Annotated in this window: 18 protein-coding genes; 12 read left to right on the top strand and 6 right to left on the bottom strand. The window is 42.0% G+C overall.

Annotation, left to right across the window (positions count from 1 at the left end; translation table 11 throughout):
* Positions 1-155 precede the first annotated feature (155 nt).
* The gene (gene fghA, locus AK823_RS10990) at positions 156-1046 is read right to left on the bottom strand and encodes an S-formylglutathione hydrolase (protein ID WP_068329225.1); all 891 of its coding nucleotides are present in this window, start codon (positions 1044-1046) and stop codon (positions 156-158) included.
* Between fghA and AK823_RS10995 the strand changes: the two genes are divergently transcribed.
* On the top strand, positions 1045-1251 hold the full coding sequence (locus tag AK823_RS10995; protein ID WP_068329228.1) for a hypothetical protein: 207 nt from the start codon (positions 1045-1047) through the stop codon (positions 1249-1251). The genes fghA and AK823_RS10995 overlap by 2 nt on opposite strands.
* A 231-nt stretch (positions 1252-1482) precedes the next feature.
* Here the strand turns inward: AK823_RS10995 and AK823_RS11000 are convergent, their stop codons facing one another.
* The 4 genes from AK823_RS11000 to ispH all read right to left on the bottom strand — a co-directional run bounded on the left by AK823_RS11000 (position 1483) and on the right by ispH (position 7709).
* Positions 1483-2961: a C13 family peptidase gene (locus AK823_RS11000; RefSeq protein ID WP_068329231.1), complete on the bottom strand. Its 1479-nt coding sequence runs from the start codon at positions 2959-2961 to the stop codon at positions 1483-1485.
* Between the two features lie 215 nt (positions 2962-3176).
* On the bottom strand, positions 3177-5195 hold the full coding sequence (gene htpG, locus AK823_RS11005; protein ID WP_082785712.1) for a molecular chaperone HtpG: 2019 nt from the start codon (positions 5193-5195) through the stop codon (positions 3177-3179).
* A gap of 225 nt (positions 5196-5420) precedes the next feature.
* Entirely contained in the window at positions 5421-6236 is an 816-nt protein-coding gene (locus AK823_RS11010; protein WP_068329233.1) for a thioesterase family protein, read from the bottom strand.
* 516 nt (positions 6237-6752) lie between these two features.
* Positions 6753-7709, bottom strand: a complete 957-nt coding sequence (gene ispH / locus AK823_RS11020; RefSeq protein WP_068329237.1) for a 4-hydroxy-3-methylbut-2-enyl diphosphate reductase — start codon at positions 7707-7709, stop codon at positions 6753-6755.
* Between the two features lie 252 nt (positions 7710-7961).
* On the opposite strand from ispH, the gene gmk reads away from it, so the two are divergent.
* The 8 genes from gmk (at position 7962) to AK823_RS11060 (ending at position 19577) form a co-directional block, all read left to right on the top strand.
* A complete protein-coding gene (gmk, locus tag AK823_RS11025) occupies positions 7962-8591 on the top strand; it encodes a guanylate kinase (protein ID WP_068329238.1) in 630 nt (209 codons plus the stop codon).
* 170 nt (positions 8592-8761) lie between these two features.
* Entirely contained in the window at positions 8762-9022 is a 261-nt protein-coding gene (rpoZ, locus tag AK823_RS11030) for a DNA-directed RNA polymerase subunit omega (protein WP_068037513.1), read from the top strand.
* Positions 9023-9466: 444 nt separating this feature from the next.
* On the top strand, positions 9467-11665 hold the full coding sequence (locus AK823_RS11035) for an HD domain-containing protein (RefSeq protein ID WP_068329239.1): 2199 nt from the start codon (positions 9467-9469) through the stop codon (positions 11663-11665).
* 170 nt (positions 11666-11835) lie between these two features.
* On the top strand, positions 11836-12216 hold the full coding sequence (locus AK823_RS11040) for a RidA family protein (protein ID WP_068037519.1): 381 nt from the start codon (positions 11836-11838) through the stop codon (positions 12214-12216).
* Positions 12217-12447: 231 nt separating this feature from the next.
* Complete coding sequence (locus AK823_RS11045; RefSeq protein WP_068329240.1) at positions 12448-14736, top strand: primosomal protein N'; 2289 nt, start codon at positions 12448-12450, stop codon at positions 14734-14736.
* Positions 14737-14990: 254 nt separating this feature from the next.
* The gene (locus tag AK823_RS11050) at positions 14991-16181 is read left to right on the top strand and encodes a cation diffusion facilitator family transporter (protein ID WP_068329241.1); all 1191 of its coding nucleotides are present in this window, start codon (positions 14991-14993) and stop codon (positions 16179-16181) included.
* Positions 16182-16775: 594 nt separating this feature from the next.
* Entirely contained in the window at positions 16776-17480 is a 705-nt protein-coding gene (locus tag AK823_RS11055; protein ID WP_068329242.1) for a hypothetical protein, read from the top strand.
* A 207-nt stretch (positions 17481-17687) separates the two neighbouring features.
* A complete protein-coding gene (locus tag AK823_RS11060) occupies positions 17688-19577 on the top strand; it encodes a monovalent cation:proton antiporter-2 (CPA2) family protein (RefSeq protein WP_068329245.1) in 1890 nt (629 codons plus the stop codon).
* Positions 19578-19684: 107 nt separating this feature from the next.
* Here the strand turns inward: AK823_RS11060 and AK823_RS11065 are convergent, their stop codons facing one another.
* Positions 19685-20614 (bottom strand): DUF2628 domain-containing protein, encoded by a 930-nt coding sequence (locus tag AK823_RS11065; protein WP_068329248.1) that lies wholly within the window; start codon positions 20612-20614, stop codon positions 19685-19687.
* 356 nt (positions 20615-20970) lie between these two features.
* On the opposite strand from AK823_RS11065, the gene trmB reads away from it, so the two are divergent.
* The 3 genes from trmB to AK823_RS11080 all read left to right on the top strand — a co-directional run bounded on the left by trmB (position 20971) and on the right by AK823_RS11080 (position 25236).
* A complete protein-coding gene (gene trmB, locus AK823_RS11070; RefSeq protein WP_149031906.1) occupies positions 20971-21756 on the top strand; it encodes a tRNA (guanosine(46)-N7)-methyltransferase TrmB in 786 nt (261 codons plus the stop codon).
* A 1241-nt stretch (positions 21757-22997) separates the two neighbouring features.
* Positions 22998-24056: a recombinase RecA gene (gene recA / locus AK823_RS11075; RefSeq protein WP_068037536.1), complete on the top strand. Its 1059-nt coding sequence runs from the start codon at positions 22998-23000 to the stop codon at positions 24054-24056.
* A gap of 40 nt (positions 24057-24096) precedes the next feature.
* Positions 24097-25236 (top strand): regulatory protein RecX, encoded by a 1140-nt coding sequence (locus AK823_RS11080; RefSeq protein WP_068329254.1) that lies wholly within the window; start codon positions 24097-24099, stop codon positions 25234-25236.
* Positions 25237-25286 lie beyond the last annotated feature (50 nt).

Raw genomic sequence — 25286 nt, forward strand, 5'->3', positions numbered from 1 at the left:
TGCGTATTAAGCATTTAATTAACCAAGCCCTATTTTATATCAATAACTGAGCTTGGTTAGACTATCCGCTAAGCCGTCTATCTACAGTACAGTCACAAAAATTGCTTTATAAATAATAGTTTAGGGTAAATATATAGATAAGCATAAGGGTATAACTAGCTCAACTGCGCCATACGCCAATGATGCTCGATATGATCATTAATCACGGTTTGAATAAAGTAATAGCTGTGGTCGTGACCTGCTTGATAGCGTAGTGTTAACGGCTGTTTGGCTTCTTCACAAGCTTTTTGTAGTTTGGACGTTTGTAGCTGACCTTCTGCTAAGAAGTTATCATCGGCACCTTGATCAACTAAGATACTTGAATACTTGCGACCAGCATTTTTAATCGTCTGCGCTGCATCAGCTTGAGCCCACAGATCGTTATCATCACCGAAATACTCGGTATAAGCTGCTTGACCCCATGCTGACTCACTGGCTGCACACACTGGCGATAGCGCTGAGACACTGACAAACTTACTTGGGAACTTAAAACCTAGTAGCAGCGCACCATGACCGCCCATTGAGTGGCCTGTAATACCGAGACTACTAATGGCAAACTCAGAGCGAAGCAAGTCATACAACTCATCTACGATATAACTTTGCATATTGAAGTTTTCGGCCCACGGCGCATTAGTTGCATCGACGTAATAACTTGCGCCTTGACCCACAAAATAACGCTCATCGTTCGGCACTTCGTCATCTTCGCTACTTCTAGGAGACGTATCTGGTGCAATAAATATCATGCCAAGCTCGCTACATCTTTGCTGAAAGTGCGCTTTATGAGTAACGTTATCGGCGTTACAAGTCAAACCTGACAAATACAATATGGCGGGGCAAAGCTTTCCTGCAAGCGCTTCATCTGGCAAATAAATACTAAACGTCATTGGCGTTTTGGTCGCGGTTGATTGGTGACTATAGTAATGCTGTTCACCGTCAAAGCAGCGGTTCACGCTTTTTTGCGTGAGCTGGGTGTTGGCAGATAGATTATTATTGTAAGAATTATTCATGATTGATATCCTTTTTATCGAAATTAGAACAAGTGATGCTTATAAAAATTATGCAATGAGACAGTTACGCAATAAGACCATGATACCATTTTCAAAAATTAAAGGAGTGCTGAAAAACAGGAACGCTGAAAAAGGGTGCACGTATCAACAGCAATTAGGCAAAACGAATAATAAGAAATCTCAAGCAGTAAGACTTCATAAATAGTGTAGTCAATAATTTTTATAGAAACAATTTTTAGGATGAGCTGGAGCCAAGGTAATTGCTATAACATATAGTCAGTTCGAAATAAAATCGATACTTTAATAGCCACATGCTACTGGTATAAATTTTTATTGCGTGCTGTTCGCAAGCGTGACAGAGGCTGCAAAAAATTTACCCCAGCAGCACTGTATCGGTTTTAAAATGATCCAATTATAGAAAATTAGCGTTTATCTTCTACTCTGTAGTAGACGTAGCAGTATTCTCCAGCCTATCAGTAGAATCTTCAGGGATAATATTAATAGGGACAGCAGTATTGTTAGTGATTTTCGCTACTGAGGAGCGCGTCTTATCAAATAACGTCTTTTCAAATGCAGGCAAGGCGGTTTTCATTAAGCTACCGACGACCATTTGTGGCTCTGATGACTCAAAGCCCATAAAGCTTTCGCGCTCACTAACACGTAGGCTGGCATCCTTGAACGCTGCCGCAAAACTGGTGTTTTCACGTAAACTTTCCGCAAAGAAGGCTTGACCAAAATAGGTCATTTCAGCCGTATTAGTACAACCAAACGACATTTTATCGGCTGCTGAAGCGGTAATAACCACAGTCGTTGGTGACGTTAGCTCATCAATGAATGAACCAGAATAACAGGCTGATACCACGAGCACGCGCCAGCGAATGCCTGATGCATCAAGTGCTTCTCGTAGCCATGCGGCATCTAGATTATCCATCTCTAGTGGAGGGTTGGATAAATGAATAAAGTCTTGGTCACCATGTGATGATAAGGTCATGAATAACACATCTTCATCAGCATCCATTTGCTGACCGATTTTTTTCAAGCCTTGTAAAATACTAGTCTTAGTCGCCACTGGCTCATCTAACCAGCTATAAGTATTATTAATTAGCGCCAGTGAATGGCCACTGGTTCCAAAGCGCACATCAAACAATTCTCGCACTTTATTAATTTCAGAGCGAAAGACGTTTTGATCAGAGAAGCCTGCCACACCCATGAAATACCAATCACTCTTACCAGGCATACTTGGGTCAATACTGGCTAATGCTTGCTGCAATAAGCGTGGCTGCTTATAAAGTGCCGCTTCCTCTAAAACAGGCTGTACAGGTATTTGCTTAAAAATAGGTTGATCAGCCACGTTACGTTGCCAAATAGTCAATAGTGCCACAGCGCCTATTAGTATAATAATCCGCTCCCACCACGGTGTACGTTGCCTACGAGCAAAGATCCACAATAATGCTAGCGTTTGCCATAAAAACAGTACTAGAAACAATATCGGTAAAAATGAATAGCTCCATTCAGGTAACCAGCCGTGACTGCCTAAAACTTGCACAATGCTTTGTAGCAGTGCAGATAACGTGTCGGCCACTAACCATAGCACTACTGGTACGAATACCAGCATCTGGTTGCCAGAACGCCTCGCAAGAATAATACCGACCAAAGAGATGATTGCGGGCCAAATCAAATAGCTGACCAATCCTTGTTCATTGAAGACACTACCCGCTTCAGCAGCTAACCAAGAAAACAGTACGTTACTGCCTAGCGCTAATAAGGCAAATAAGGCAAATTGTACAAAGGTTGGTTTTACCCAAGAAAACGCGCGGGTCGACCCTACCAACATCCAAAGGGCAGCGATAATATTGGCAGCGAAATTGAGCGAGAAGCGCTGAAGTGAAATGGTTTTTAGCGACGAGAGTGGCAAAGACTTAGACCTCTATCCAGTCGAGAGAAATGACTATCATCATACCGATAACATAACCTCATAGTTTATCCTGCTAATCTATCGCGATTGTAACGGATTGTCAGCTAAGACGATAAGCATAATTTGTAAAAATCCATATAAAATATTGACTTAAAAAGCGAATAAAAAAAGGAGGCCTTGAATTCAAGACCTCCTTTCACATTAGCTACTAGACATTACCGCATCAATAATTCATTGACACGTTTAAGATAAGCAGCTGGATCTTCTAGTTGACCGCCGTCAGCCAATAATGCTTGGTCAAAGATGACTTGCGCAAGGTCGTCAAACTGCTCGCTACTTTCAAGCTTTTTGATAAGCGGATGATCAGGGTTAACTTCTAACGTTGGCTTACTCGCTGGTACATCTTGACCCATCTGCTGAAGCATTTGAATCATTTGTGGTGACAGCTCGCCTTCACCAACGACTAAGCAAGCTGGACTGTCTACCAGACGTGTTGAGACTTTGACATCTTTTGCACGTTCGCCTAACGCCACTTTAAGTTTATCGACGACTGGCTTCATGATTTCTTGTGCTTTTTCAGCTTCTGCCTTTTCTTCATCGTCCTGCAAGTCGCCCAAATCTACAGCGCCTTTAGCGATGTTTTGTAGCGGCATATCATCAAACTGAGTTAAGAAGTTCATTGCCCATTCATCGACACGGCTAGTCATTAAGATAACTTCGATGCCTTTTTTCTTAAACAGCTCAAGTTGCGGACTGTTTTTGGCAGCGGCTAAGTTATCAGCCGTTAGATAGTAGATAGCCTTTTGACCGTCTTTCATGCGCGCTTTATAATCTTCAAAGCTAGTCTCGACCTTATCATTAGTGCTGGTGGCATAACGAAGTAACTTGGCAATACGTTCTTGATTGCCCATGTCTTCGCCAACACCTTCTTTGATAACATCGCCAAATTCTGCGTAGAACTGCGCGAATTTTTCTTGCTTGTCATTGTCTTCGCTATTGGCCAAACTTGATAGCATTGTCAGAATGCGACGCGCGTTACCATCACGAATAGATTTCACATCACGTGATTCTTGTAGTAATTCGCGGCTAACATTCAATGGCAAGTCTGCTGAGTCGATAACCCCTTTTACAAAGCGTAGATACATCGGTAGCAGTTGCTCAGCGTCATCCATGATAAATACGCGTTTGACGTAAAGCTTAAGACCATGCTGCTGTTCACGAGTATATAAATCTACTGGTGCTTTTTTGGGGATATACAGCAATTGCGTATATTGAACGCGACCTTCAACACGGTTGTGCGTCCAAGTCAGCGGCGCATCCATGTCATAAGTGATGTTTTTATAAAAATCGACATACTCGTCATCTTCAATCTCAGACGCTGAGCGGGTCCAAAGCGCACTGGCTTTATTGATAGTTTCCCACTCATCGGTAAGTACCATCTCGCCGCCAGCTGGAGTATTGCTCGCCTCAGAGTCTTCCCCTTCTTCCTTTACATCTTCTTGCCAGACTTCTTTACGCATCTGAATCGGCAGGCTGATATGGTCTGAATATTTATTGACCAAACGCTTAATTTTGCCGCGATCTAGGTAGTTATCTTCGCCTTCAGAATATTCTTCTTTTAGATGCAAAGTGATGGCTGTGCCACGCGCTGCTTTATTGATAGGCTCAACCGTAAAGCTACCAGTACCATCTGATACCCAGCGCACCCCTTTATCCGCGGGGTCGCCTGCTTTGCGCGATTCAACACTAATCGTATCAGCTACGATAAATCCTGAATAAAAACCAACACCAAACTGTCCGATCAATTGACCGTCTTGCTTTTGTGATTCAGACAACTTATCTAAGAATGCTTTCGTGCCTGATTTAGCAATCGTACCCAAGTTTTCGATGGCATCCGCTTCATTCATACCAATACCATTATCGGTAAAGGTAATGGTTTTGGCCTCGATATCGACTGCAATACGGATACGCAGCTCACCATCGTCTTCATAAAGACTATCGTCATTGGTAGCTTCAAAGCGCAATTTATCACACGCATCAGAAGCGTTAGAAACCAGCTCACGCACAAAAATATCGGCATTAGAATAAAGCGAATGGGTCACTAAATGCAGCAGTTGCGCAACTTCCGCTTCAAAAGTGTGTTTTTTTAATTCAGGGGTACTTTCATTAGCGTTACTGTTATTAGTATTGAGATTATCAGCGTTGTTATTATCCGCTTGGGTCTGTTCACTCATAAAAAACTCCTATTATTCGTACCAAAGATGCTGTTAGCAGCATATATTAATCACAAGAACTGCAAGTACTAGCAAATAAGCGCAGCTAATTGATAAAAATCTGCGATAAATAATGCTAGGCTGGTTAATCAAATAGGGGCACGGTTAAAAATTTCAAGCATAAATGGTAGCTTTATTAAGTTTAAAGCATTATTTAACTTCTGTTTGCTTATAATGAATCACAGATTAGCGCGGCATCGGTCGAATAGTTAGGATTTGCTCGCTGCGACCAAAAGGCCCATGCACATCATGCAGTACTGCACTGGTAAGCCCTATTCCGTCATCGCCATATTGCTGTACCGCTTCGATACCAAGCCAGCGACCTTTAGGTGCGCGGTGCATATGAATTTGCAAATCAGTATTGGGGAACATCCACTGGGCGGCTGACAGCTCTATTCCAAGCCGTGGCACGACGCCATTGGCCGTATCAACCATACCTAATAGATGTACCAAATCATCGGTTGGTTCGCCTGCCACCATCTCGATATCATTGGTTATCCAGACCATGCCTTTACCCGCACGACGATCTGGAGAAGCAACCAAACGCACGCTTTCAATAAAACCGCCAGGCCAGCCTTTCATATCATCCCAAACAGGCAACCCATCTGGCTGATATACCGCTTTTTGATCTTCCAGCCCTGCAACGACGCTAGTATCTTGAGTCATCAATCGCCACGCACGGGCAATAATACAATCGCGACCACGACTACTCATGACTGCTTCTATTAGCTCGATGGTCTTGCCCGGACGAATGCAACGGGTAGTAACGGTAAATTCATCAAGCGGAATCAGTCCCAAGATATCAAGACTAATTCGGGCAACACGCATATTGGCTTGCGGTGCAAACTTTTCTAGTTCGACAGTCAGTAACCCTGTCGCTGGCGCCATATGTTGCTCATGCTCATTCCACGCACCTTGCGCGTGCTCAGTTGGCTGATAATGCGCAACGCAGGTACCATCTGTTTGCTGTTCACGTTTTATAAAGTTGTAATAAGCTGACATAACCATCCTTAGTTTTTTATAAAATCTCTCTGACCAATCCATTTTTTCGATTGTTATGAGAAGTGGCTGTATGTGAAAAACATCACTACGTTTTATTATTGGGATACGTTGAACACATTCTAACAGTGTTTTTTCGAGCTCAGTAGTTTTCGAACTCAGTATTATTGTGTTACTCATAGACTATTTGGGCGCTGGTTTACCTTTACGCCCTACCTAATAAGCTCTTGTTTTCTTATATTAAGAATCTTGCGACTCTTTATAATTAAGAATAACAAAAAGATCATAATCACAATTAAGGCACTATAAAAAAGACTATTGTCTTTCATAAAATGCACGATATTCAGCCCAAGCAACACGACAACCAATCCAATTACAAACATATTTATTTTCAATTGCTTGTTAACCTCGTCAAGAGTCGCTTCTGCTAGTACAAACCTTTTTTTCTGTTTTTTCATTCTACCTAACCTATTAGTAGATGGTTTTTGTTAAGCACTTTATTTTGAACGGGCTCTACCTCTACTTGCCTACTTGGGTAACCGGAATACGCAAGGCTTTTGGCAAACTAAACGTCACGTTTTCCTCAATACCTGACAACTCACTAGGCAAATCACCGCCCCAATCTTGTAGTTGTTGTAGCACTTCTTGAATCAGTATTTCAGGCGCTGAAGCCCCAGCAGTTACCCCAACACTTTGAATCCCATCGAACCATTTACGATTCATCTCGCTAGCATCATCAATCAGATATGCTTGGCAATTCATGCGCTCTGCTAACTCACGCAGACGATTAGAGTTTGACGAGTTTGGTGAGCCCACCACTAAGACGACTTCACAGCGACCGGCCAAATCTTTGACCGCATCTTGACGGTTTTGGGTGGCATAACAGATATCGTCTTTGCGCGGACCTTGAATACTAGGAAACTTGTCACGTAATGCATCGATGACACGAGCGGTATCATCCATCGAAAGCGTAGTTTGGGTGACAAATGCCAAACGTTCAGCATTTTGAACAGTCAACTTGTCGACATCAGCTTCATTTTCAACGAGGTGTATTTGTCCACCATGACGACGGTTAAAGCGCCCCATTGTACCTTCAACTTCAGGGTGTCCAGCATGTCCGATTAGTACTGCATCCATACCGTCTTGCGCAAATCTTGCGACCTCGATATGTACTTTGGTGACCAAAGGACAAGTTGCATCAAATACAGTTAGGTCACGACGTGTCGCTTCGTCTTCAACGGCTTTTGAAACTCCATGTGCGGAGAAAATAACGATTGAGCCGTCCGGCACTTCATCCAGCTCTTCGACGAATACCGCGCCACGATTGGCCAAGTCTGAAACCACAAACTTGTTATGCACGACTTCATGACGCACATAAATAGGTGGCTCAAAACGGGTTAATGCTTCGTTAACAATCGCAATTGCGCGATCCACACCAGCACAAAATCCGCGTGGATTAGCAAGATAAATTTGCATAAGGCAGCCTATCATTGGATAATTTAGATTCTAAAAAATTAGGGTGAAACGAATACTCTACTTTAGCATAATTTGCTTTTATTGCCTTTTAAAATACCACCGTTCCAGTCGTAATTGAACTGGAGAGGCGACTAACTAAAATAAAAGTATTAAAAGCAGTTTATAATTACCAAGCAATCATGCTTTCTATCACTCTACATGATGGCATTTTATCTTTTTACCAGCCTTTATCCGTTCATTAGGACACACTGTATGACAGGTTCATTATTTATCATTACTGCCGCCTCCGGTACTGGCAAGACCTCACTGGTTAAACAGCTACTTGCTACTACCAACGATTTGACTGTTAGTGTCTCTCATACCACGCGCGCTCCACGACCTGGTGAGATTGACGGTCAGCATTATCACTTTACCAGCATAGATATGTTTACAAAGGCTATCGGTGAAGGACAGTTTTTAGAGCACGCCGAAGTGTTTGGTAACTATTACGGCACCTCAGAGTCAAGTGTACGGGCGCAGTTAGAAGCGGGCATTGATGTCATTTTAGAGATTGACTGGCAAGGCGCGCTGCAAGTTAAAAAGATATTTGCTGAGGCAATTATGATTTTTATCTTGCCACCGAGCGTTGCGACGTTACGTCAGCGTCTATCGACACGTGCGACAGACAGTACCGATGTTATTGAACAGCGCTTAGCAGGCTCAGTTAATGAGATGTCGCAGTATGTACATGCAGATTACGTGGTAATTAATGATAATTTTGAGGTTGCCTTGACTGAGCTGAAAGCCATTATCGTTGCTGACAGACAGACTTTAACACGTCAACAACAGCGATATAGTCGCGTTATTACAAACTTATTATCAGGCTCGCCTGACCAATCATAAGCCTAATATCCAATCTTATATCCTCTAAAAGATTAGACGTAAAAAGCAACTGCGCGTTTGGGTAAATAAATGCTATAATAGCCAGTTATTACCCCTTATATTTTTGATACTATTTTTATCGAGTTGCGGGCAATGTCCGTTACTGATAAAAACAACCGAGGTAGCTATCTATGGCACGAGTGACGATTGAAGATTGTTTGGAAAATGTTGATAATCGCTTTGAATTGGTATTAGTTGCCAGCAAACGCGCTCGCCAGCTGGCTAAAGGTATTGCTGAGCCACTAGTAGAAGTCGACAATGACAAACCTACCGTATTGGCGCTACGTGAAATTGCCGCTGGCAAAATTACTCGCGATATCCTAAATCAGCCGGAGCATACTTTTGCGACCAGCTCACTAGATTTAGCATTATCGGGTGATCATAGCTTTTAGAGCTGTATAATCTTGATTTTATTTAATCTGTAGCAATATAATTTATATTACAGTTTGAAATGAATGCTATAACAAAAACCACAGTGTCATGCTGTGGTTTTTGCCGTTTAAGTCCAATAGGTAAGTCCAGCATGATTTTCTAAACGATTGTCAATAGTCGTTACTCGGAGATAGCTGGTATCATTTATTATTACTTAAAGGTTTTTAAACTGTCTACTCGCTTAGTAGTTGACATTCAACGCAATTTACGATTAATTAGAGGGTGGCGTAGTGATAATGAAGATGAAAAACAGTAATTTTCGAGCTTGCCTATTTTCAAAAAGCATAATCTTTTAAAAGCATTATCGTCTAACCAATATTTAAATAGCATTGTTCTATTTAACATATAAGCATTGGGCAAGTAGCTTCTACCAAAATCGTAACGAACAATAGGATCGCCACTCTATGAGCCAAACCTTACCCAAACTCAGTCACTATTTGGTTGATGAAGCTCAGTATAACTTACTGCGTTCGGTTGGGTATCTATGTGCAGCTGAGCGCCATGACATTATTGATGCTTGCGCGTTTGGTGATGTTGCGCACATAAAAGACAAGCGCAAGTCAGGAGAGCCTTATATTACGCATCCTATTGCGGTCGCTGAAATATTAGCCGGCTTTCGCTTAGATCGGGATACCATCATTGCAGCTATTTTGCATGATACAGTCGAAGATACTGAGGTTAGTGACGAGCAGCTTGAAGAGCGTTACGGTAAGATAGTCGCGAGACTGGTCGATGGGGTCACCAAATTAAAATCCTCCACTCATAATAAGCAACAAAATAAAGCCGCTACCTTTCATAAAATTCTCACCGCCACTTTGAACGATCCACGCGTATTAATTATCAAGCTTGCCGACCGTTTGCATAACATGTCTACACTTGATGCCGTTCGCCCTGAAAAGCAACGCGCTACTGCTCAAGAGACTTTAGATTTTTATGTACCATTTGCACGCTTAATGGGGCTCAATGATATTGCCGATTATATTGAAGTCTTATGTTATCGCAATCTTAACTCTGATATGTATAACAAAATATCTGACAAACTGTTACAGCATGGTCTTGGGCGTAATTTTCAAAGGGAAGCTATTCATCGCTATCTGACTATAGTACTCAATAATTTAGAGCTTGGTGGACACGTAAAAGTATTAGACAACCGCGTGGTTATATATCGACAATTTTTCCGTAATCGTGGTGAAATCAACGCCCTGCTCCGTCATTATGCTTTTGAGATTGTGCTCGATAATATTGAAGCTTGCGACAAGCTGGCTTATTATTTGATCAAAAAATACCAGATTGATGATTCTCATATTGAAGACAATATTCGCAGACCGCTACCTGGTGGCAATCAGTCGCTCACCCTCATCTACGAGCGTGATAACGACTGTGTCAAAGTGACTATTTTAACCAAGCAGATGCAGAGTGCGGCAAGACTTGGCGTAATCGGAGCAGAACACGCCTCTGACGTTAGTCAATCAGTCATTCAAGCTTCGTTACGCAATATGAAAGACTTGGTCGATGAAGACACTTTAGATGAAAACAGTCCTGACTTTACAGCGGCTGTCTCTACCATTAATGAGCTGATGGATTATTTGCATTCCAGTAAAATCATTTGCTATAGTCCGCAAGGCCGTGCTTATGAGTTACCGCAAGGTGCAACCGCACTAGATTTTGCCTATGCGGTAGGTCCTATGGTCGGAAACGTCGCCGTCGGTGCAAATGTCGATGGCAAAAAAGCCAAGCTTGGTACGGTTGTGAAAAATGGCCAGCTGGTTGAAATTGAAGTCAATAGCCACTCAGAACCAAAAGCTGAATGGCTTGGTTTTGTGGTCACCAACAAAGCACGTGAAGAGATTTTACGTTGGTTTAAAGATTTATCCGCCGCTGACAAGCAGCATCATGGTCAACAAGCTTTAGATCGAGCGTTAAAAACTTACCAAAAAAACCTTGATGATTTGACTGATAGCGATTGGAAAAACTTAATTGAATGGCGCGGCTTACCAGAAAAGAGTGCTCTATTTGAGCAGATAAGTTCTGGCACACTACTACCGCAGCTTGTTGTATCACGCTTATTTAGCGATGAGGTAAGCAATCTACAAGTGCAAGGACATAATGACGATATGACGCAGCCGCAACAGCTGATTGCTAATGCTGCAGGTGTTGAGATTGATTTTGCCAATTGCTGCCATCCTATCTATGGCGACCCTATCGTTGGGCATTTATCAAAGCATGGTCTGGTTGTACATCGACATAAATGCTTTTCACTGGACGATATTCGTAAAGACAACCCTTATCAGGTTATACAGTTGCGCTGGCGTAGTGATAAGGGGATAAAACAAGGTGAGGCAGTTGAGCAAAGCGGGAAAGAAGGCGGAAAAGTTCGTTTTCCAGCCTACCTAAAACTATCTATCGCTCTTAGCGACGAACAAATCAGCGAAGTCATCTACCATTTGCGTCAGCTGAATATCGGCGTCGAAACGGTCGATGTACGTAGCAGTGATACCATTGTTCATATTATTGTCCGTAGCCGCGATCACTTAGCGCAAGGTATTCGTGAGCTGCGCTCTTTATTGGGCTTTCCTAATATCGTACGCCTATATCAGCTCTAAAAACATTTATAATAATTATCTAAATTTTTATTGATTAGGGCGTGTCCTAGATAATCTGTCAAAAAATCGATACTTTTAGCCTAAAATTTTAGAAAAATTCAAAACAATGCTAGACTCTTCTGCTAACTTTTTAGCATACTAAACTAATGAACATACAATAAGGATATAAAATGAGCCGTCAAACCATCCAAACTGATAAAGCTCCTGCAGCCGTTGGCACCTATTCACAAGCAGTTAAAGTGGGTAACACTGTTTATATCTCAGGACAGCTTGGTTTCGATCCTGATACGATGGAATTACGAGACGGTTTTGAGGCGCAAGCGAAGCAAGTATTTGCTAACTTGAAAGCCGTTTGTGAAGCAGCTGGTGGTAGCTTAAATGATGTGGTTAAGTTTAATGTATCTTTAACTGATTTAAGCGACTTTGCCGTACTTAATGAAGTATTCGTTGAAAACCTAAGTGAGCCTTACCCTGCCCGCGCTGCCGTACAGGTTGCTGCATTGCCTAAAGGTGGCGTGGTTGAGATTGAAGCTATTTTATATATTGAGTAACGTTATATATTGGATTAGGCCGTGTCACCAATTAGCACATTGGTACATTTAATGGTCTTAAAATATTAAGTCAAAAAAGTTACTGCTAAAAAACTTCTAGAGTAAGCCCAAATATAGCTATTTGGGCTTATTGCTATTATCCTCATCAATATCATTTTCTAAATCTCTAAAAGCTAAATATAAAAGCTGGTTATCTAAAAGCTATATATCTAAACGTTGGGAATGCATTTTATGTTGGTACAAGTTGCTCTGCCCGTGCCCCTTTATCGGGTATTTGACTATAGCGTACCGGCAGATGTAAACGCCTTATCAAGCTCTTCTTTACCTCATGTTGGTAGTCGCGTCGAGGTATCATTCGGTCGTCAGACTCTAGTCGGTATTGTAGTCGCTCATATCTCGGAAGCTGATAGCAGCGTACCCACGAATAAACTAAAACCCATTAATAAAAGCTTAGATGCTGAGCCTATTTTAGATGCCAGTATGTTAAAGCTGGCCTATTGGCTTGCGCGCTATTATCACTACCCGCTTGGCGATGTCTTAGCAGTTATCTTGCCAAGCTTGGTTCGTCAAGGCAAGCCACTGGACTTACTCATTACCCATTGGCGAATTTTGGCGAATGCGAGCGACAACGACTTTCGTGCCAATGCAAAAAAGCAAAAGCAGCAGTTTGATATGCTCAAACTACATGGCGAGCGCGGTGCAAGTGAAGACGTACTATTATTGGAAGGTATGGAGCGAGCTTTTTTAAAAACGCTAGAAGATAAAGGTCTTATCGAGCGCTATATTGAGCCAAAACAAGCGCCATCTCCTGTCAAATTAGCAAAAATGCCACTCGATCTCAATGATGAGCAACAGCTTGCCGTTGCAGCCATTGTTACCGCCCATGAAGCTAAACGCTATACAGGATTTTTACTAAATGGCATTACCGGTAGTGGCAAGACCGAAGTCTATCTACAAGCGATGCAAGCTGTATTAGAAGCTGGCAAGCAGGTTTTGATTTTAGTGCCGGAGATTGGACTGACCCCGCAGACGCGTGCGCGTTTTGCCAGTCGCTTTGCCGCTCATATCGTCTTACTGCATTCAGGTATGAACAATACTCACCGCCTACAAGGCTGGCAAGATTGCCGCACTGGTCATGCTCAAATCATTATCGGGACGCGTTCAGCAGTACTATATCCTTTTAAAGATTTAGGACTCATCGTCGTCGATGAAGCACATGATGGTTCTTATAAGCAGCAAGATACACTGCGTTATCATGCTGCTGACGTCGCGCTTTATCGCGGCCTGCAATACAATATCCCAGTCGTACTTGGTACCGCTACCCCTTCTCTTGAGCATTTAAAACTGGTCGATGACGGCAAGTTAGTAGAGTGCCAACTGCTTACTCGTCCTGGCAATGCCAAACCTGCCATGATGCAGCTGATTGATGCGCGCTTGCAAAGTACTCATCAACAAACGACGGATGACGGCGCGCGCTTTGATACAGGTTTGACCGATGCATTGATTGGTGCGATACGGCAAACACTAGAAGCTGGCAATCAAGTATTGATATTCTTAAATCGTCGCGGTTATGCCCCTGTCTTATTGTGTGAGGCTTGCGGTTGGCAGGCGGACTGCCCGCGCTGCGACGCGCATTTAACCGTTCATTATAATAGCCAAGCTCAGCATAGCAATTACTCAAGCAACTCATATCTGAAATGCCATCATTGTGATTGGCAAGCTTATATTCCTACTGTTTGCCCTGATTGCAGTAGTCAAAACTTAGATGCCAAGGGTATGGGTACCACAAGGCTGAGCGAAAACCTACACGCTATCTTTGCCAATCCGCAAACCAGTAAAGAGCTGTATCCGATTATTCAAATCGATCGCGATACTACCAGGCGTAAAGATAGCTGGGAGAATATTTATCAGCGTATCAATCAAGGCAATCCTGCTATCTTAGTCGGCACGCAAATGGTCGCCAAAGGTCATCACTTTCCCAATGTCACCTTAGTTTGTTTGCCCAATGCTGATCGTGGCTTTTTATCAGCAGACTTTCGCTCGCCTGAACATACCGCTCAGCTAATGGTTCAGGTGGCAGGCCGTGCTGGACGCGGTGATAAATCTGGTCGCGTACTGATTCAAACGCTGCAACCAGATAATGAGCTATTATTAAAGCTGGTGAAAGACGGTTATCTGTCATTCGCGCGTGAGCTATTGCAAGAGCGTAAAATGATGGGATTACCCCCTCATAGCCACGCCGCACTAATACGCTGTGAAGGCAAAACCCTTGCGGCTACTACTCAAGCCCTTAAAGATGCCATTGCCAATCTGCCTCATGGGCACAACCTTGCTGTACTGGGCCCCATCGACGCGCCAATGAGTAAAAAGAACAGTCGCTACCACGCACAATTGCTGCTCTTAGCCAAGGATCGGCAGCAATTACACCATGTATTAAATCAATGGTGGCAGCCAGTACTCGCCTTGCCCAGCGCCAAATATCTGAAGCTTACTTTGGACATTGACCCTGTCGGTTGGTAGTCTTAGAGCGTATCCTCAATCTGAACATTAAATTCTAAATGGGCTAAAAAGGGCTAAATAATTTTCCGTTATATCTATTCTCCATTATTTATCTACCGTATTTTTACCTCGTCATTACAGCTTCTAATACTCGGCTATGTTAAATTCATAATTAACCTTTGATAGATTCTGACAAAAATGCAGCATCTACTTTATATAAAGCATAAATTAATATCGACTAGTTTATTTAAATTTCAGCAAACCTGAGTGTTGTTATGAATCAAAAAAATTCAAACCCTGAACAAAGTAACCACTCTTATCAGAATGGAGCGGCTGTGCCTGAGCATCTGCACAAAGATGATGAGAGCAACTACACTCATGACAATCAAGACACTCACGACCACGATGAACACTTAGAGCAAACAACAGCGCCGCGTGATACCAAAGGCTATCAGCGCACTTTACTGTTTAGCTTTATTATCATTACTGGCTACATGTTTATTGAAGCTATCGGCGGCTGGCTCACAGGCAGTTTAGCGTTATTATCTGATGCAGGTCACATGCTAAGCGATGCTATAGCACTTGGCGCTACCCTAATGGCTTTTAAAATCGGTGAGAAAGCGGCTACCCATCAAAAGACTTTTGGCTATAAACGTTTTGAGATATTAGTTGCTACTGTCAATGGCGCTACGCTTGTTATCATTGCGCTGATGATTTTCTATGAAGCAATCAAACGCTTCAATTCACCGCCTGAAATCGCTACCCAAGGTATGCTTATTGTTGCCACCATCGGTATGCTAGTCAATATTTTGGTTGCGTGGCTTATGCATCGAGGTAGCCGCAGTGGAAATGGAAATGAACACGCTCACAATCACAGTCATAGCTCAAATGGAGACAATGCAAAAGCCGGAATTTCTGACACTAAAGAACCCGTTAACCTCAATATGCAAAGTGCTTACTTACATGTACTGAGCGATTTAATGGGATCCGTTGCCGCTATTGTTGCTGCGCTATTGATGATGAGTTTTGGTTGGGTTTGGGCAGATGCAGCGGCGTCAGTGATTGTCGCGATACTAATCTTAATCAGTGGTTACCGCGTCGTACGTGATTCGGTGCATATCTTAATGGAAGGTACGCCAGAAGGAATATCACTGGTTGATGTTGAGGATAAATTGGTTGCCCATCCACAGGTACAAAAAGTCCATGACCTGCATGTTTGGAGCATCACCAGCGGCTTAAACGCCTTATCTTGTCATGTGGTGGTCGATGGTGACATGAGAATCTCGGATGCCAGCTTATTGATTGCCAATCTTGAACAAAGCTTGTTAGAGCTCGGTATTCATCACGCCACCATTCAGGTCGAAAGCTTATCGCATCCGCAAACTGAGGCACATAGTGATGCGCTGGTCTGTGATATCTCAGAGCGTCCTGCTGATGGTAATAGCCATATTGGTCACAGCCATTAGTAACAGTCATTGGTAATGAAGAAACAATTACTGGCTATTAGGTAGAATCGTAGATGATACAGACGCAGCTAGTTAGTGGTTACCTCTAATGCAGCGGTAAATATAGCGTAATATAGGCCAAACTAACCAAGCTACTGCGGTAATCCAAACAATGAACCCAAGACCTAATAACGTCATTCTAATCCAAAAATCTAAACAGCCATTGTACACATCAGGCAGATAAGCTGGCCCCATATTTGACGCCATCACTAACCAAAATCCAAAGGCTAGTGTCAATCCTATAACAAGTATTCTTATTAACAGTAGGAAGGGAGTGTGGTTGATGCTCCATGATAAATTAGTCTCGATTTTTACTTTATTCCATTTTTCTCAATCTTATAAAGCCTGTCCATTTATAACCTCGTTTGCCTCTTCCGTTAAAATCACCTTAACAACTTTTATCAAGCTTTTGCTTACCCGATTTCAAAAAAAACCATTCCAAGCAGGCTTATATGGTTATAATAACTATTGTAAACCACCATTTAAGCTATAGATTGACTTTGGCAAACATACTTATTAGTATTTTTTCAACTTATCTATTGATGATATAACACTATGTCTAGACGCTCGGCGCCCTTTGTCGCCCCCGACTATATCGACAACCCTACTTCAACAGACGGCAAAAAACACGCCAAGGTTTTGCTATCAACGCTGCAAGAGGATATCTCCAGCTTTCGTAATGAGCAGTTTCCGCCTGATATTTTGCGCCAAATTCGTGACATGCCCATTTATGAAGGTAACTTAGCAGAAGTCCAAGCCTACCAACAACGCTGGCAAAATCTGCTTGAGCGCGCAATGGCATTTTATCCTGCTGCCAACCTACCACCCGACTATCTACCATTGCCGGCCAGTCTTGAGATTCCACAGTTTATCTACCATGTTCAGCGCCTACATCTAACCAAGACCCATGCAAAAGAATCCAAAAGCTTTGGGTCGGTCGGTGCGCTTACCGATAAATGCGGTGATTACAGTGCTGATGAGATCGCGCGTATGTCATCAGTATTTGATAATGACGATGAGGCGCGCTTAGTTGCCCATCGTGAATTTATTGATCTGCGCGCGTATGTTTTTTGCCGTGACCATAAAAGCGAGATGTTAGAGCCTGAACGCATACGCTTTTATCGTACTGGGCTTATCGTCCATGCGCTGCCAGATTTCAAGATAATTGATAGTCGGCAGACGCCGCGTAAGCGTCGCAATGACGCATATAGCAATCCGCTAGCGGACAATGGAGTGTGGAAAATTTACCGTAAAAAATAACCATATTATTATTTTATTTACGCGTGTCATTGATTATATTTTGAAGCTTTAAAATAGACAATAGCGTGCTCTATAGTTTATTTAAGCTTATTTGGTTACAGGAAAGATGAGTGAAAGTACTATCAATAGTAGACTAAGCGAACCTGACACCGTATCTAATGTAGATTAGATTGACTATATTTTTATATTGATTGCTAAGGATTTTATATGTTCGCTGCCGCTGCCGGCTCACCAAACTTGATGTTACAAGCCACCATATTTTTGGGTGCAGCGCTGCTTTTTGTTCCACTTGGTAAACGCTTTGGTATAGCCACTGTCCTCGGTTATCTGATTACAGGACTGATATTAGGCCCAAGTGCGCTAGATGTGGCAGGTGATGCCGAGAGCTTGCTACACTTTTCTGAGTTTGGTGTGGTAATGCTGCTATTCATCATTGGTCTTGAATTGCAACCATCACGGCTTTGGGCACTACGACGCTCTATATTCGTCCTTGGCGGCTTACAAGTTGGGCTTACGGGCACGCTATTGATGGTAATTCTGTATCAGTTTTTCTCTCTAAGACTAGATACTGCTTTCATTGTCGGCTTCGGCTTAGCGCTCTCTTCTACTGCCTTTGTACTACAGATACTGACCGAAAAACAGCAACTATCCAGTACACATGGTCGTGAAGCATTTACTATCTTACTATTCCAAGATATTGCCGTTATTCCATTATTAGCAGTGATTCCATTTTTATCAGGGGTGCGCGAACAAAGCTACGATTTGATTTATTTTGCCAAAGTTTTTGCCGTCTTTGGTGGTCTTATCCTTGCTAGCCGTTATGTTATCCGACCATTTTTTAAGTTTGTAGCATCCAGTGGTGCTTCAGAGCTACTGACCGCTGTCGCCTTGTTTATCGTCATGGGCGTATCTATTTTGATGGGACAAATCGGTCTGTCAATGGCTTTAGGTGCATTTTTGACCGGTGTACTATTAGCTGACTCTGAATATCGTCATGAGCTAGAAGCCAGTATTGAGCCATTTAAAGGTTTATTGCTCGGCTTATTTTTTATGTCAGTAGGTATGCTGACCGATATCAAGCTTATCTTAGCGCATCCTATATTCATAATAAGTTGTGCGTTGGCGTTGATGTTTATCAAGTTTGCCGTGATTACTGCTATTGCAAAAATATCAGGCAATCGCTGGCCGACCAGTATTCGGCTTGGTGTTACCTTAGCTCAAGGCGGTGAGTTTGCCTTTGTTTTATTCAACGTCGCGGCGACTCAAAATGTATTAGCGCCTGAACTGGAAAACACGCTTAATCTAATCGTAACCATTTCTATGGCACTCACACCGTTGGCATTTTTATTACTAGATAAAGTCGGCGAGCCTTTGTTCGCTAAAAGTAAGCCTAGTCGCGAACACGATACGATTCCCGACCATGAGCATCCAGTCATTATCGCTGGTTTTGGACGAGTCGGACAAATTATCGGGCGAGTACTACGCATGCATAATATCGAATTTACTGCCATTGAACGCTCGGCAAATCGAGTGGATTTTGTGCGTAAATTTGGTAACCAAGTCTATTATGGCGATCCAAAAAACCCTGAAATTCTGCGTGCTGCCGGTATTAGTAAAGCACGTATTTTTATTATCGCTGTTGATGATTTAGAGCGCTCTATCACTACCGCTGAGTATCTTCGCAAAAACTATCCTGATTTAGTTGTGCTAGCGCGAGCTCGTGACCGTCAGCATTATTACCGCTTACGTGAGGTCGGTGTGCGTCATATCTGGCGTGAGACCTACTTATCCTCGTTAGATATGTCGCGCGAGTCCTTACAGCTGCTTGGAATATCACCTGAAAAAGCACGTGAGACCATTCAAACTTTCCGCAACTACGATGACGATTTAATTGAACGTCAGCAAGCGATCTATGGTGATGAGGCGCGCCTGATTGAATCAGCACAATCGGCTATGGCTGAGCTTGAAAGCTTGTTTGATGAAGATATCGGTAAAGCGCGCAAGATGGACTTAGGTGAGTTTTATGAAGTCCTTAAGAATCAAGCAACGCCCGTTGATGACGCCCCAGATGATGTCGTTACTGACCCTAAGGCCTAGATGATTTGTGGTTTATTGCTCAGTTTATCGATAGCTCGGTTTGACAGTTACTTAGCTTGATAGTTACTTAGCTTGACAGCTACTAAATTTTAAGTGCCAAACATGATTTAATTAGCCATGCAGCGTTTGGGAGCCTGTTTTTTATTAAGTGAGCTTATACAATTCCAGCTATCGCTATCAGGGTTATGGTGAAACACTAAGGTTTGACCATTTAGATAACGTATAGGGAACTTGGCATTTTCAACTGTCGCCACCACTGCACAGTCAGTAGCGGATACACCTTCTACTTGCGTAGTAATATGCATGCGTACCTGCTGTGCATCGGTGCTGAGAGGTAATTTGGTTGGGCACTCTCCCGTTTGCTGATAGATTAGAGCGACCCTATTCTGTGCATTTTTAGTTATGTCATAAGCATCAAACAATACCTCATTTTCCTGTTGTTTAGCAATAATCGGCAAAAACTGCACATTGATCACCATGAGCGCAAAAGCAAAAAATCCAAAACCAAGCCCCAAACCAAATAAGCTCACTCCTCCCTCACGGCGTAGATGCGCTTGTTGCGCTGCTTCGTCTCGTGGATGGTCATTAATAGCATCCGCAATTTCACGTCTTGCCATTCGGTAATAATAAGCATCGGTCCAGCGAGCCACTATAAAAGCCCAAAACAGCCAAATAACTGCTGCAATTCCAATACGTGTTACCATCTGATAGACATCTGGAATATAAGGCATCGCCACAAATTCAAACGTGACTAGCGCGATGACAATATTAAGTTGAATAAAGGACCAGCCAGCAACGCTATAGACAAGAGCGTCCATGTAACGCTTACGATATAGGAGCCAAGGTAAGGTAATAAAGAACGCAGCCCAGTGCCACTTGGGTGACAGATATCCTTGCTGATCAAACTGCGCAAAGCGCTTAAGGTAATAACCTTGTGTACGATGACCAATAAACCATTGATCAAGCTTTTTGCGCTTGAGAGGACTCAGCTGTTCTTGATAAAACGGTGGTGGCGAATCCGTCTCAATAAATAACATAGCAGTAGGCTCTATTAACTGTGCATGATTAAAAATTACTTGAAATTTAGGATTCTAAATAGGGATTTATTGGGTCGATAGGTGACCTTTATTATATGATAATCAAAAGGCAGATGCGATATCACTTTAGTGCCGATAGGTAGCTTAATATAGCGTCTATCTAAGCGCGTTAGTAAGCGATTGATAACTTACTAATAACCACGTCCATTGTAGTTTGGTCATTCATTATAAGATTGGACGTTCACACCCAGGTGTATTTAACTTATAATACGCTCATATTCGTCACTTAATTAAGTTCTATAGATCTTATGAATGAACATTCTCGCACCGATAGCCCTTCTCAAAGCCATAACGACATGGCCACTGATACCGATATCGACACTGATATAAATACCAATGAATCTGCATCGACCGACGCAGAAGCGTCTGATAGCAAACACATTCGTATCGTCAATACGTTTATGAAACGCCGCACGCATATGAATAAAAATGCCGAGCTGGCACTAACTGATCCAGAATTTGCTCAGTATTTAGTGAATAATAGTTTCGGTGATGGCAATCTAGAGGGCATAAATGATCTGCGCTCGCTATTTGCTGACACGCCGAATGGCAGTGACGCTCCGCTTACCTTAGAGATTGGTTTTGGGTTGGGTGATTCGTTCATTGAGATGGCTGCAGCTGACCCTACACGCAACTTTGTTGGAGTCGAAGTACATGAGCCCGGTATTGGCAAATGTGCCTATATGGCTGGTACACAAGGCTTGACCAACGTTAAAATTATCAATGGTGATGCCATTCAACTACTGAAGCAGCTGCCAGAAAACCATATTGACCGTATTCAACTTTACTTCCCTGATCCGTGGCAAAAAAAGCGTCATTATAAGCGCCGTTTTGTCAGTCCGGAACGCATGGCTATAGTTGCTCGCAGTCTAAAGCAAGGTGGCTGGTTTCATACGGCAACCGACTGGGAACATTATGCATTTTGGATGGTCGATGTGTTAGATAGCTTTGCTGGCCTCAGTAATCAGGCAGGTAAAGGTAGCTTTACTGCACGTCCTGACTTTCGTCCAATGACCAAGTTTGAACGTCGCGGCTTAGAACGTGGTCATGGTGTTTGGGATTTGATTTATACTAAAGACTAAATTTTTATCTTTTTTATAGTTTATATTCAGCATTCAGCGGCTAATCGACTTAGCCGCTTTTTTGTAACATTATATAATCAATTCATGTGCTCAAACTACTCGATTCATGAGCTCAAACTACATAGTATCGCCCTACTTACTCTTGTGGTTGTGCGCTACTCTAGCTTATTGTTATATCATTCATTCTTTTGCCACCCTTCTTATTTTCTAGTATCTATTCTCTGACATCTGTTTCTGTTCCTGCATTTATCAAATATCTACTTCCTAGCTGATAAAGTTTCATTCTACATTGCGGCTATGCAACATTACGCCAGTCTAGTCTTTATTTGAAGCCAAAACTTTATCTTCAGAATAATGCAAAGAGCTCTTGCTATTTTCAACTATTGTTTTTATCAAAAAAAATTTTAGCATTCCAGTTTTCCTTAAAGTTTAGGCTAATAATGACTATAAAGGTAACGAGACAATACTACGTGAAACATCGTCAAAAAATATAAAAATTAGCACGATTTTCCTATAAAATCTGAGCTACAAAAACATCTCGACTGAATCTCAAGCTTTTATCATCATCGCAAACATTGATAGCATAAGGGTTTGATGAGTTTTCCCCATAAGCTGTGGATAAGTATGTGGATAAGTACCTACTTGACACGTATCTAGCTTGATACACTAATGCCTTAGGTAAAATCGTTCATTTTTTGTACAATTTAAATTAATATTAGAATCAATGACTTATGTTATTAAAAAAGTAAAAATAACTTTTTAGAAATTAATTTCAAATATTTTTCATACTAACCTATGTTTCACGAACGAGACTTTAGAGCCTATTATTTTCTGTGGACAACTTAATATTTTTATTGACAAATTTGGCTGGTAGTGAGTCTAAGTTACCATATTAATAGTAAGAATTTCTACTATTTCATTTAACTTTTTCGTCAATTTAAATCATGCGACAGCTGTTGTCGCTTGTTCTGTATCAGGTCAAGATGTAGCAGTCAGATTTTGCTATAATTACTTCATCAAATAACACACCTAAAGACATCACTTCTCCAAACTTTTTTCTACTTTTATTATCGATATTTTTTACTGTATAGTGGGACAAAGTATTCTTATAGCGTTTTAGCTAAGATAAATATGAAATTAAAAGTAGGTTAAGATAGACGACCCATGTATTAAAAATTTTTGTTTAATTATCACTATACATTCAAACTTTCGAATTACTCTTTTATGATAAGGACTCCATTATGGACGACAATAAAGCCAAAGCACTTAAAGCGGCACTGGGTCAAATTGAAAAGCAATTTGGCAAAAACACCATCATGCATCTAGGTGACGACTCTGCCATTTTGGATGTTGATGTGGTATCAACAGGCTCATTAGGTCTAGACATTGCCCTTGGCATTGGTGGCCTACCAAAAGGCCGTATCGTTGAGATTTATGGCCCAGAAAGCTCTGGTAAAACTACCATGACGCTACAAGCTATTGCAGAATGCCAAAAGCAAGGTGGTATCTGTGCCTTTATTGATGCTGAGCATGCACTAGATCCAGTTTATGCGCGCAAGCTTGGCGTGAATACTGATGAACTATTGCTCTCTCAGCCTGATAATGGTGAGCAAGCGCTTGAAATCACTGACATGCTTGTGCGTTCTGGGGCGGTTGATATGATTGTTATTGATTCAGTTGCTGCCTTGACGCCGCGTGCAGAGATTGAGGGCGAGATGGGCGACTCACATATGGGTTTGCAAGCACGCTTGATGAGCCAAGCCTTACGTAAGATTACTGGTAATGCTAAACGCTCTAACTGTATGGTAGTATTTATTAACCAAATCCGTATGAAAATCGGTGTCATGTTTGGTAGCCCTGAGACCACAACAGGTGGTAACGCACTTAAGTTCTACGCCTCAGTGCGTATGGACATTCGTCGTATTGGTGCGGTTAAAAATGGTGATGAAATCATCGGCAACCAAACTCGGGTTAAAGTTATCAAAAATAAGATGGCACCGCCTTTCCGCCAAGCAGAGTTTGAAATCACTTATGGTGAAGGTACTAACCACTTAGCCGAAGTGATTGACCTGGGCGTTGAGATTGGTGCGGTTGGCAAAGCAGGCTCGTGGTATAGCTATGGCGATGAAAAAATCGGTCAAGGTAAAGCCAACTCTGTGCTGTTTTTGAAAGAGAACCCTGCTATTGCCAAAGAGATTGAAGATAAAATTCGTGACGAAAAGCTTGGATCAAAAAAAGAAGCAAAAGCAACGGACGCTAATGAAGCCGATGCAGAACTGGCCTCTGAACCTGTACAATAGCAGCTTAATCACTAATCATTATCAATAATCTTGATTTCTTATGAAAATTAAAACATTAGCCGAAATTCTAGCTGAATCGGAAGCCGATTCAGCTAGTACTCCTGTCTCTAAACAAAAAACAACCACTCAAAAGTATTTATCTAAAAAACCTGCCAAAATAAAACAATCTGTAGATAAATCAAAATATGCAAAATCTAGTCCTAGGCGCGCAGATCTTAAGGATGACGAGCCTTCTCAAACCTTTGATAACTCCGACAACGATACTACCTCATTTTTCTCTCCTGACCACTCATCCAAATCTTCTAAGTCTAAATCGAAAAAGCGGAAAAAGCGCTTTCATCCGGCTGTCAATTTTGAGCCTGAAGCTAATGACATACCTACTTACCAGCTTCCTACATCGCAAAGTATCAAAGAGATGCTAGCAGAAGTTAAACGTAACGTTCATGCTGACGCTATAGTCGATAAGTCCAATATAAAAGAATTTTCAGATATAGATAAAATTAGCGACGACAACACAATTAGTCGCACCGATGAGCACTTATCAGAGCCAGAAAAAGACTGTAGTGAAGTTAATCAAACGGACAACTTACCATCCGCGTTAAAAGCCTACCTACGTACACCTGAGCAGCGACAAGCAGAAGTAGATGCTATCAAAGCTGAAAGCCGCCTACGCTGGTTAGCGTTTTACTATTTATCGCGCCGCGAATATGGCAAAGCTGAATTAAAACAAAAACTACTCGATAAAGAGCAAGATCCTACCAAAATTAATGAACTACTCGATGAGTTTGAAGAGAAGGGTTATCAAAGTGATTACCGTACTACCTTGATGCTTATTCGGGAAAATATCCGTAAAGGTCGTGGACGTGGACGCATCAAACAAGAGTTCTATCGCAAAAAAATAGCCATACCTAGCAATATAGATGAGCTAATTGACATGGCAAATACAGAGTCTGATGAATTTAGCGAGTTCGTTGATGAGGATCCAGAAAGCTTAGTGGAAGGCGTCGACTGGCTAAAGCTTGCGGTAGCTGCACGTACCAAAAAATATGGAAACGACATCCCTATTGAGCAAAAAGACAAAGCACGCCAGCTGCGGTTTTTACAATATCGTGGATTTAAGAGTGATATCTGTTTTGCCGCGCTCAACTATACGTTAGAGACGTTAGATGAACGCTTTTAGCTAATTTTCTTGCAGATTGATTAGGTTAAAGTATTTAGAACGCAATGAAT

The sequence above is a fragment of the Psychrobacter sp. P2G3 genome (assembly GCF_001593285.1).
Lineage (GTDB): Bacteria > Pseudomonadota > Gammaproteobacteria > Pseudomonadales > Moraxellaceae > Psychrobacter.

Bases quoted from the DNA above. Each gene is read 5' to 3' on its own strand.
- AK823_RS10995 (WP_068329228.1), top strand. From the start codon at position 1,045: ATGATTGATATCCTTTTTATCGAAATTAGAACAAGTGATGCTTATAAA.
- fghA (WP_068329225.1), bottom strand. From the start codon at position 1,046: ATGAATAATTCTTACAATAATAATCTATCTGCCAACACCCAGCTCACG.
- htpG (WP_082785712.1), bottom strand. From the start codon at position 5,195: ATGAGTGAACAGACCCAAGCGGATAATAACAACGCTGATAATCTCAAT.
- AK823_RS11010 (WP_068329233.1), bottom strand. From the start codon at position 6,236: ATGTCAGCTTATTACAACTTTATAAAACGTGAACAGCAAACAGATGGT.
- ispH (WP_068329237.1), bottom strand. From the start codon at position 7,709: ATGCAAATTTATCTTGCTAATCCACGCGGATTTTGTGCTGGTGTGGAT.
- gmk (WP_068329238.1), top strand. From the start codon at position 7,962: ATGACAGGTTCATTATTTATCATTACTGCCGCCTCCGGTACTGGCAAG.
- rpoZ (WP_068037513.1), top strand. From the start codon at position 8,762: ATGGCACGAGTGACGATTGAAGATTGTTTGGAAAATGTTGATAATCGC.
- AK823_RS11035 (WP_068329239.1), top strand. From the start codon at position 9,467: ATGAGCCAAACCTTACCCAAACTCAGTCACTATTTGGTTGATGAAGCT.
- AK823_RS11040 (WP_068037519.1), top strand. From the start codon at position 11,836: ATGAGCCGTCAAACCATCCAAACTGATAAAGCTCCTGCAGCCGTTGGC.
- AK823_RS11045 (WP_068329240.1), top strand. From the start codon at position 12,448: ATGTTGGTACAAGTTGCTCTGCCCGTGCCCCTTTATCGGGTATTTGAC.
- AK823_RS11050 (WP_068329241.1), top strand. From the start codon at position 14,991: ATGAATCAAAAAAATTCAAACCCTGAACAAAGTAACCACTCTTATCAG.
- AK823_RS11055 (WP_068329242.1), top strand. From the start codon at position 16,776: ATGTCTAGACGCTCGGCGCCCTTTGTCGCCCCCGACTATATCGACAAC.
- AK823_RS11060 (WP_068329245.1), top strand. From the start codon at position 17,688: ATGTTCGCTGCCGCTGCCGGCTCACCAAACTTGATGTTACAAGCCACC.
- AK823_RS11065 (WP_068329248.1), bottom strand. From the start codon at position 20,614: ATGTTATTTATTGAGACGGATTCGCCACCACCGTTTTATCAAGAACAG.
- trmB (WP_149031906.1), top strand. From the start codon at position 20,971: ATGGCCACTGATACCGATATCGACACTGATATAAATACCAATGAATCT.
- recA (WP_068037536.1), top strand. From the start codon at position 22,998: ATGGACGACAATAAAGCCAAAGCACTTAAAGCGGCACTGGGTCAAATT.
- AK823_RS11080 (WP_068329254.1), top strand. From the start codon at position 24,097: ATGAAAATTAAAACATTAGCCGAAATTCTAGCTGAATCGGAAGCCGAT.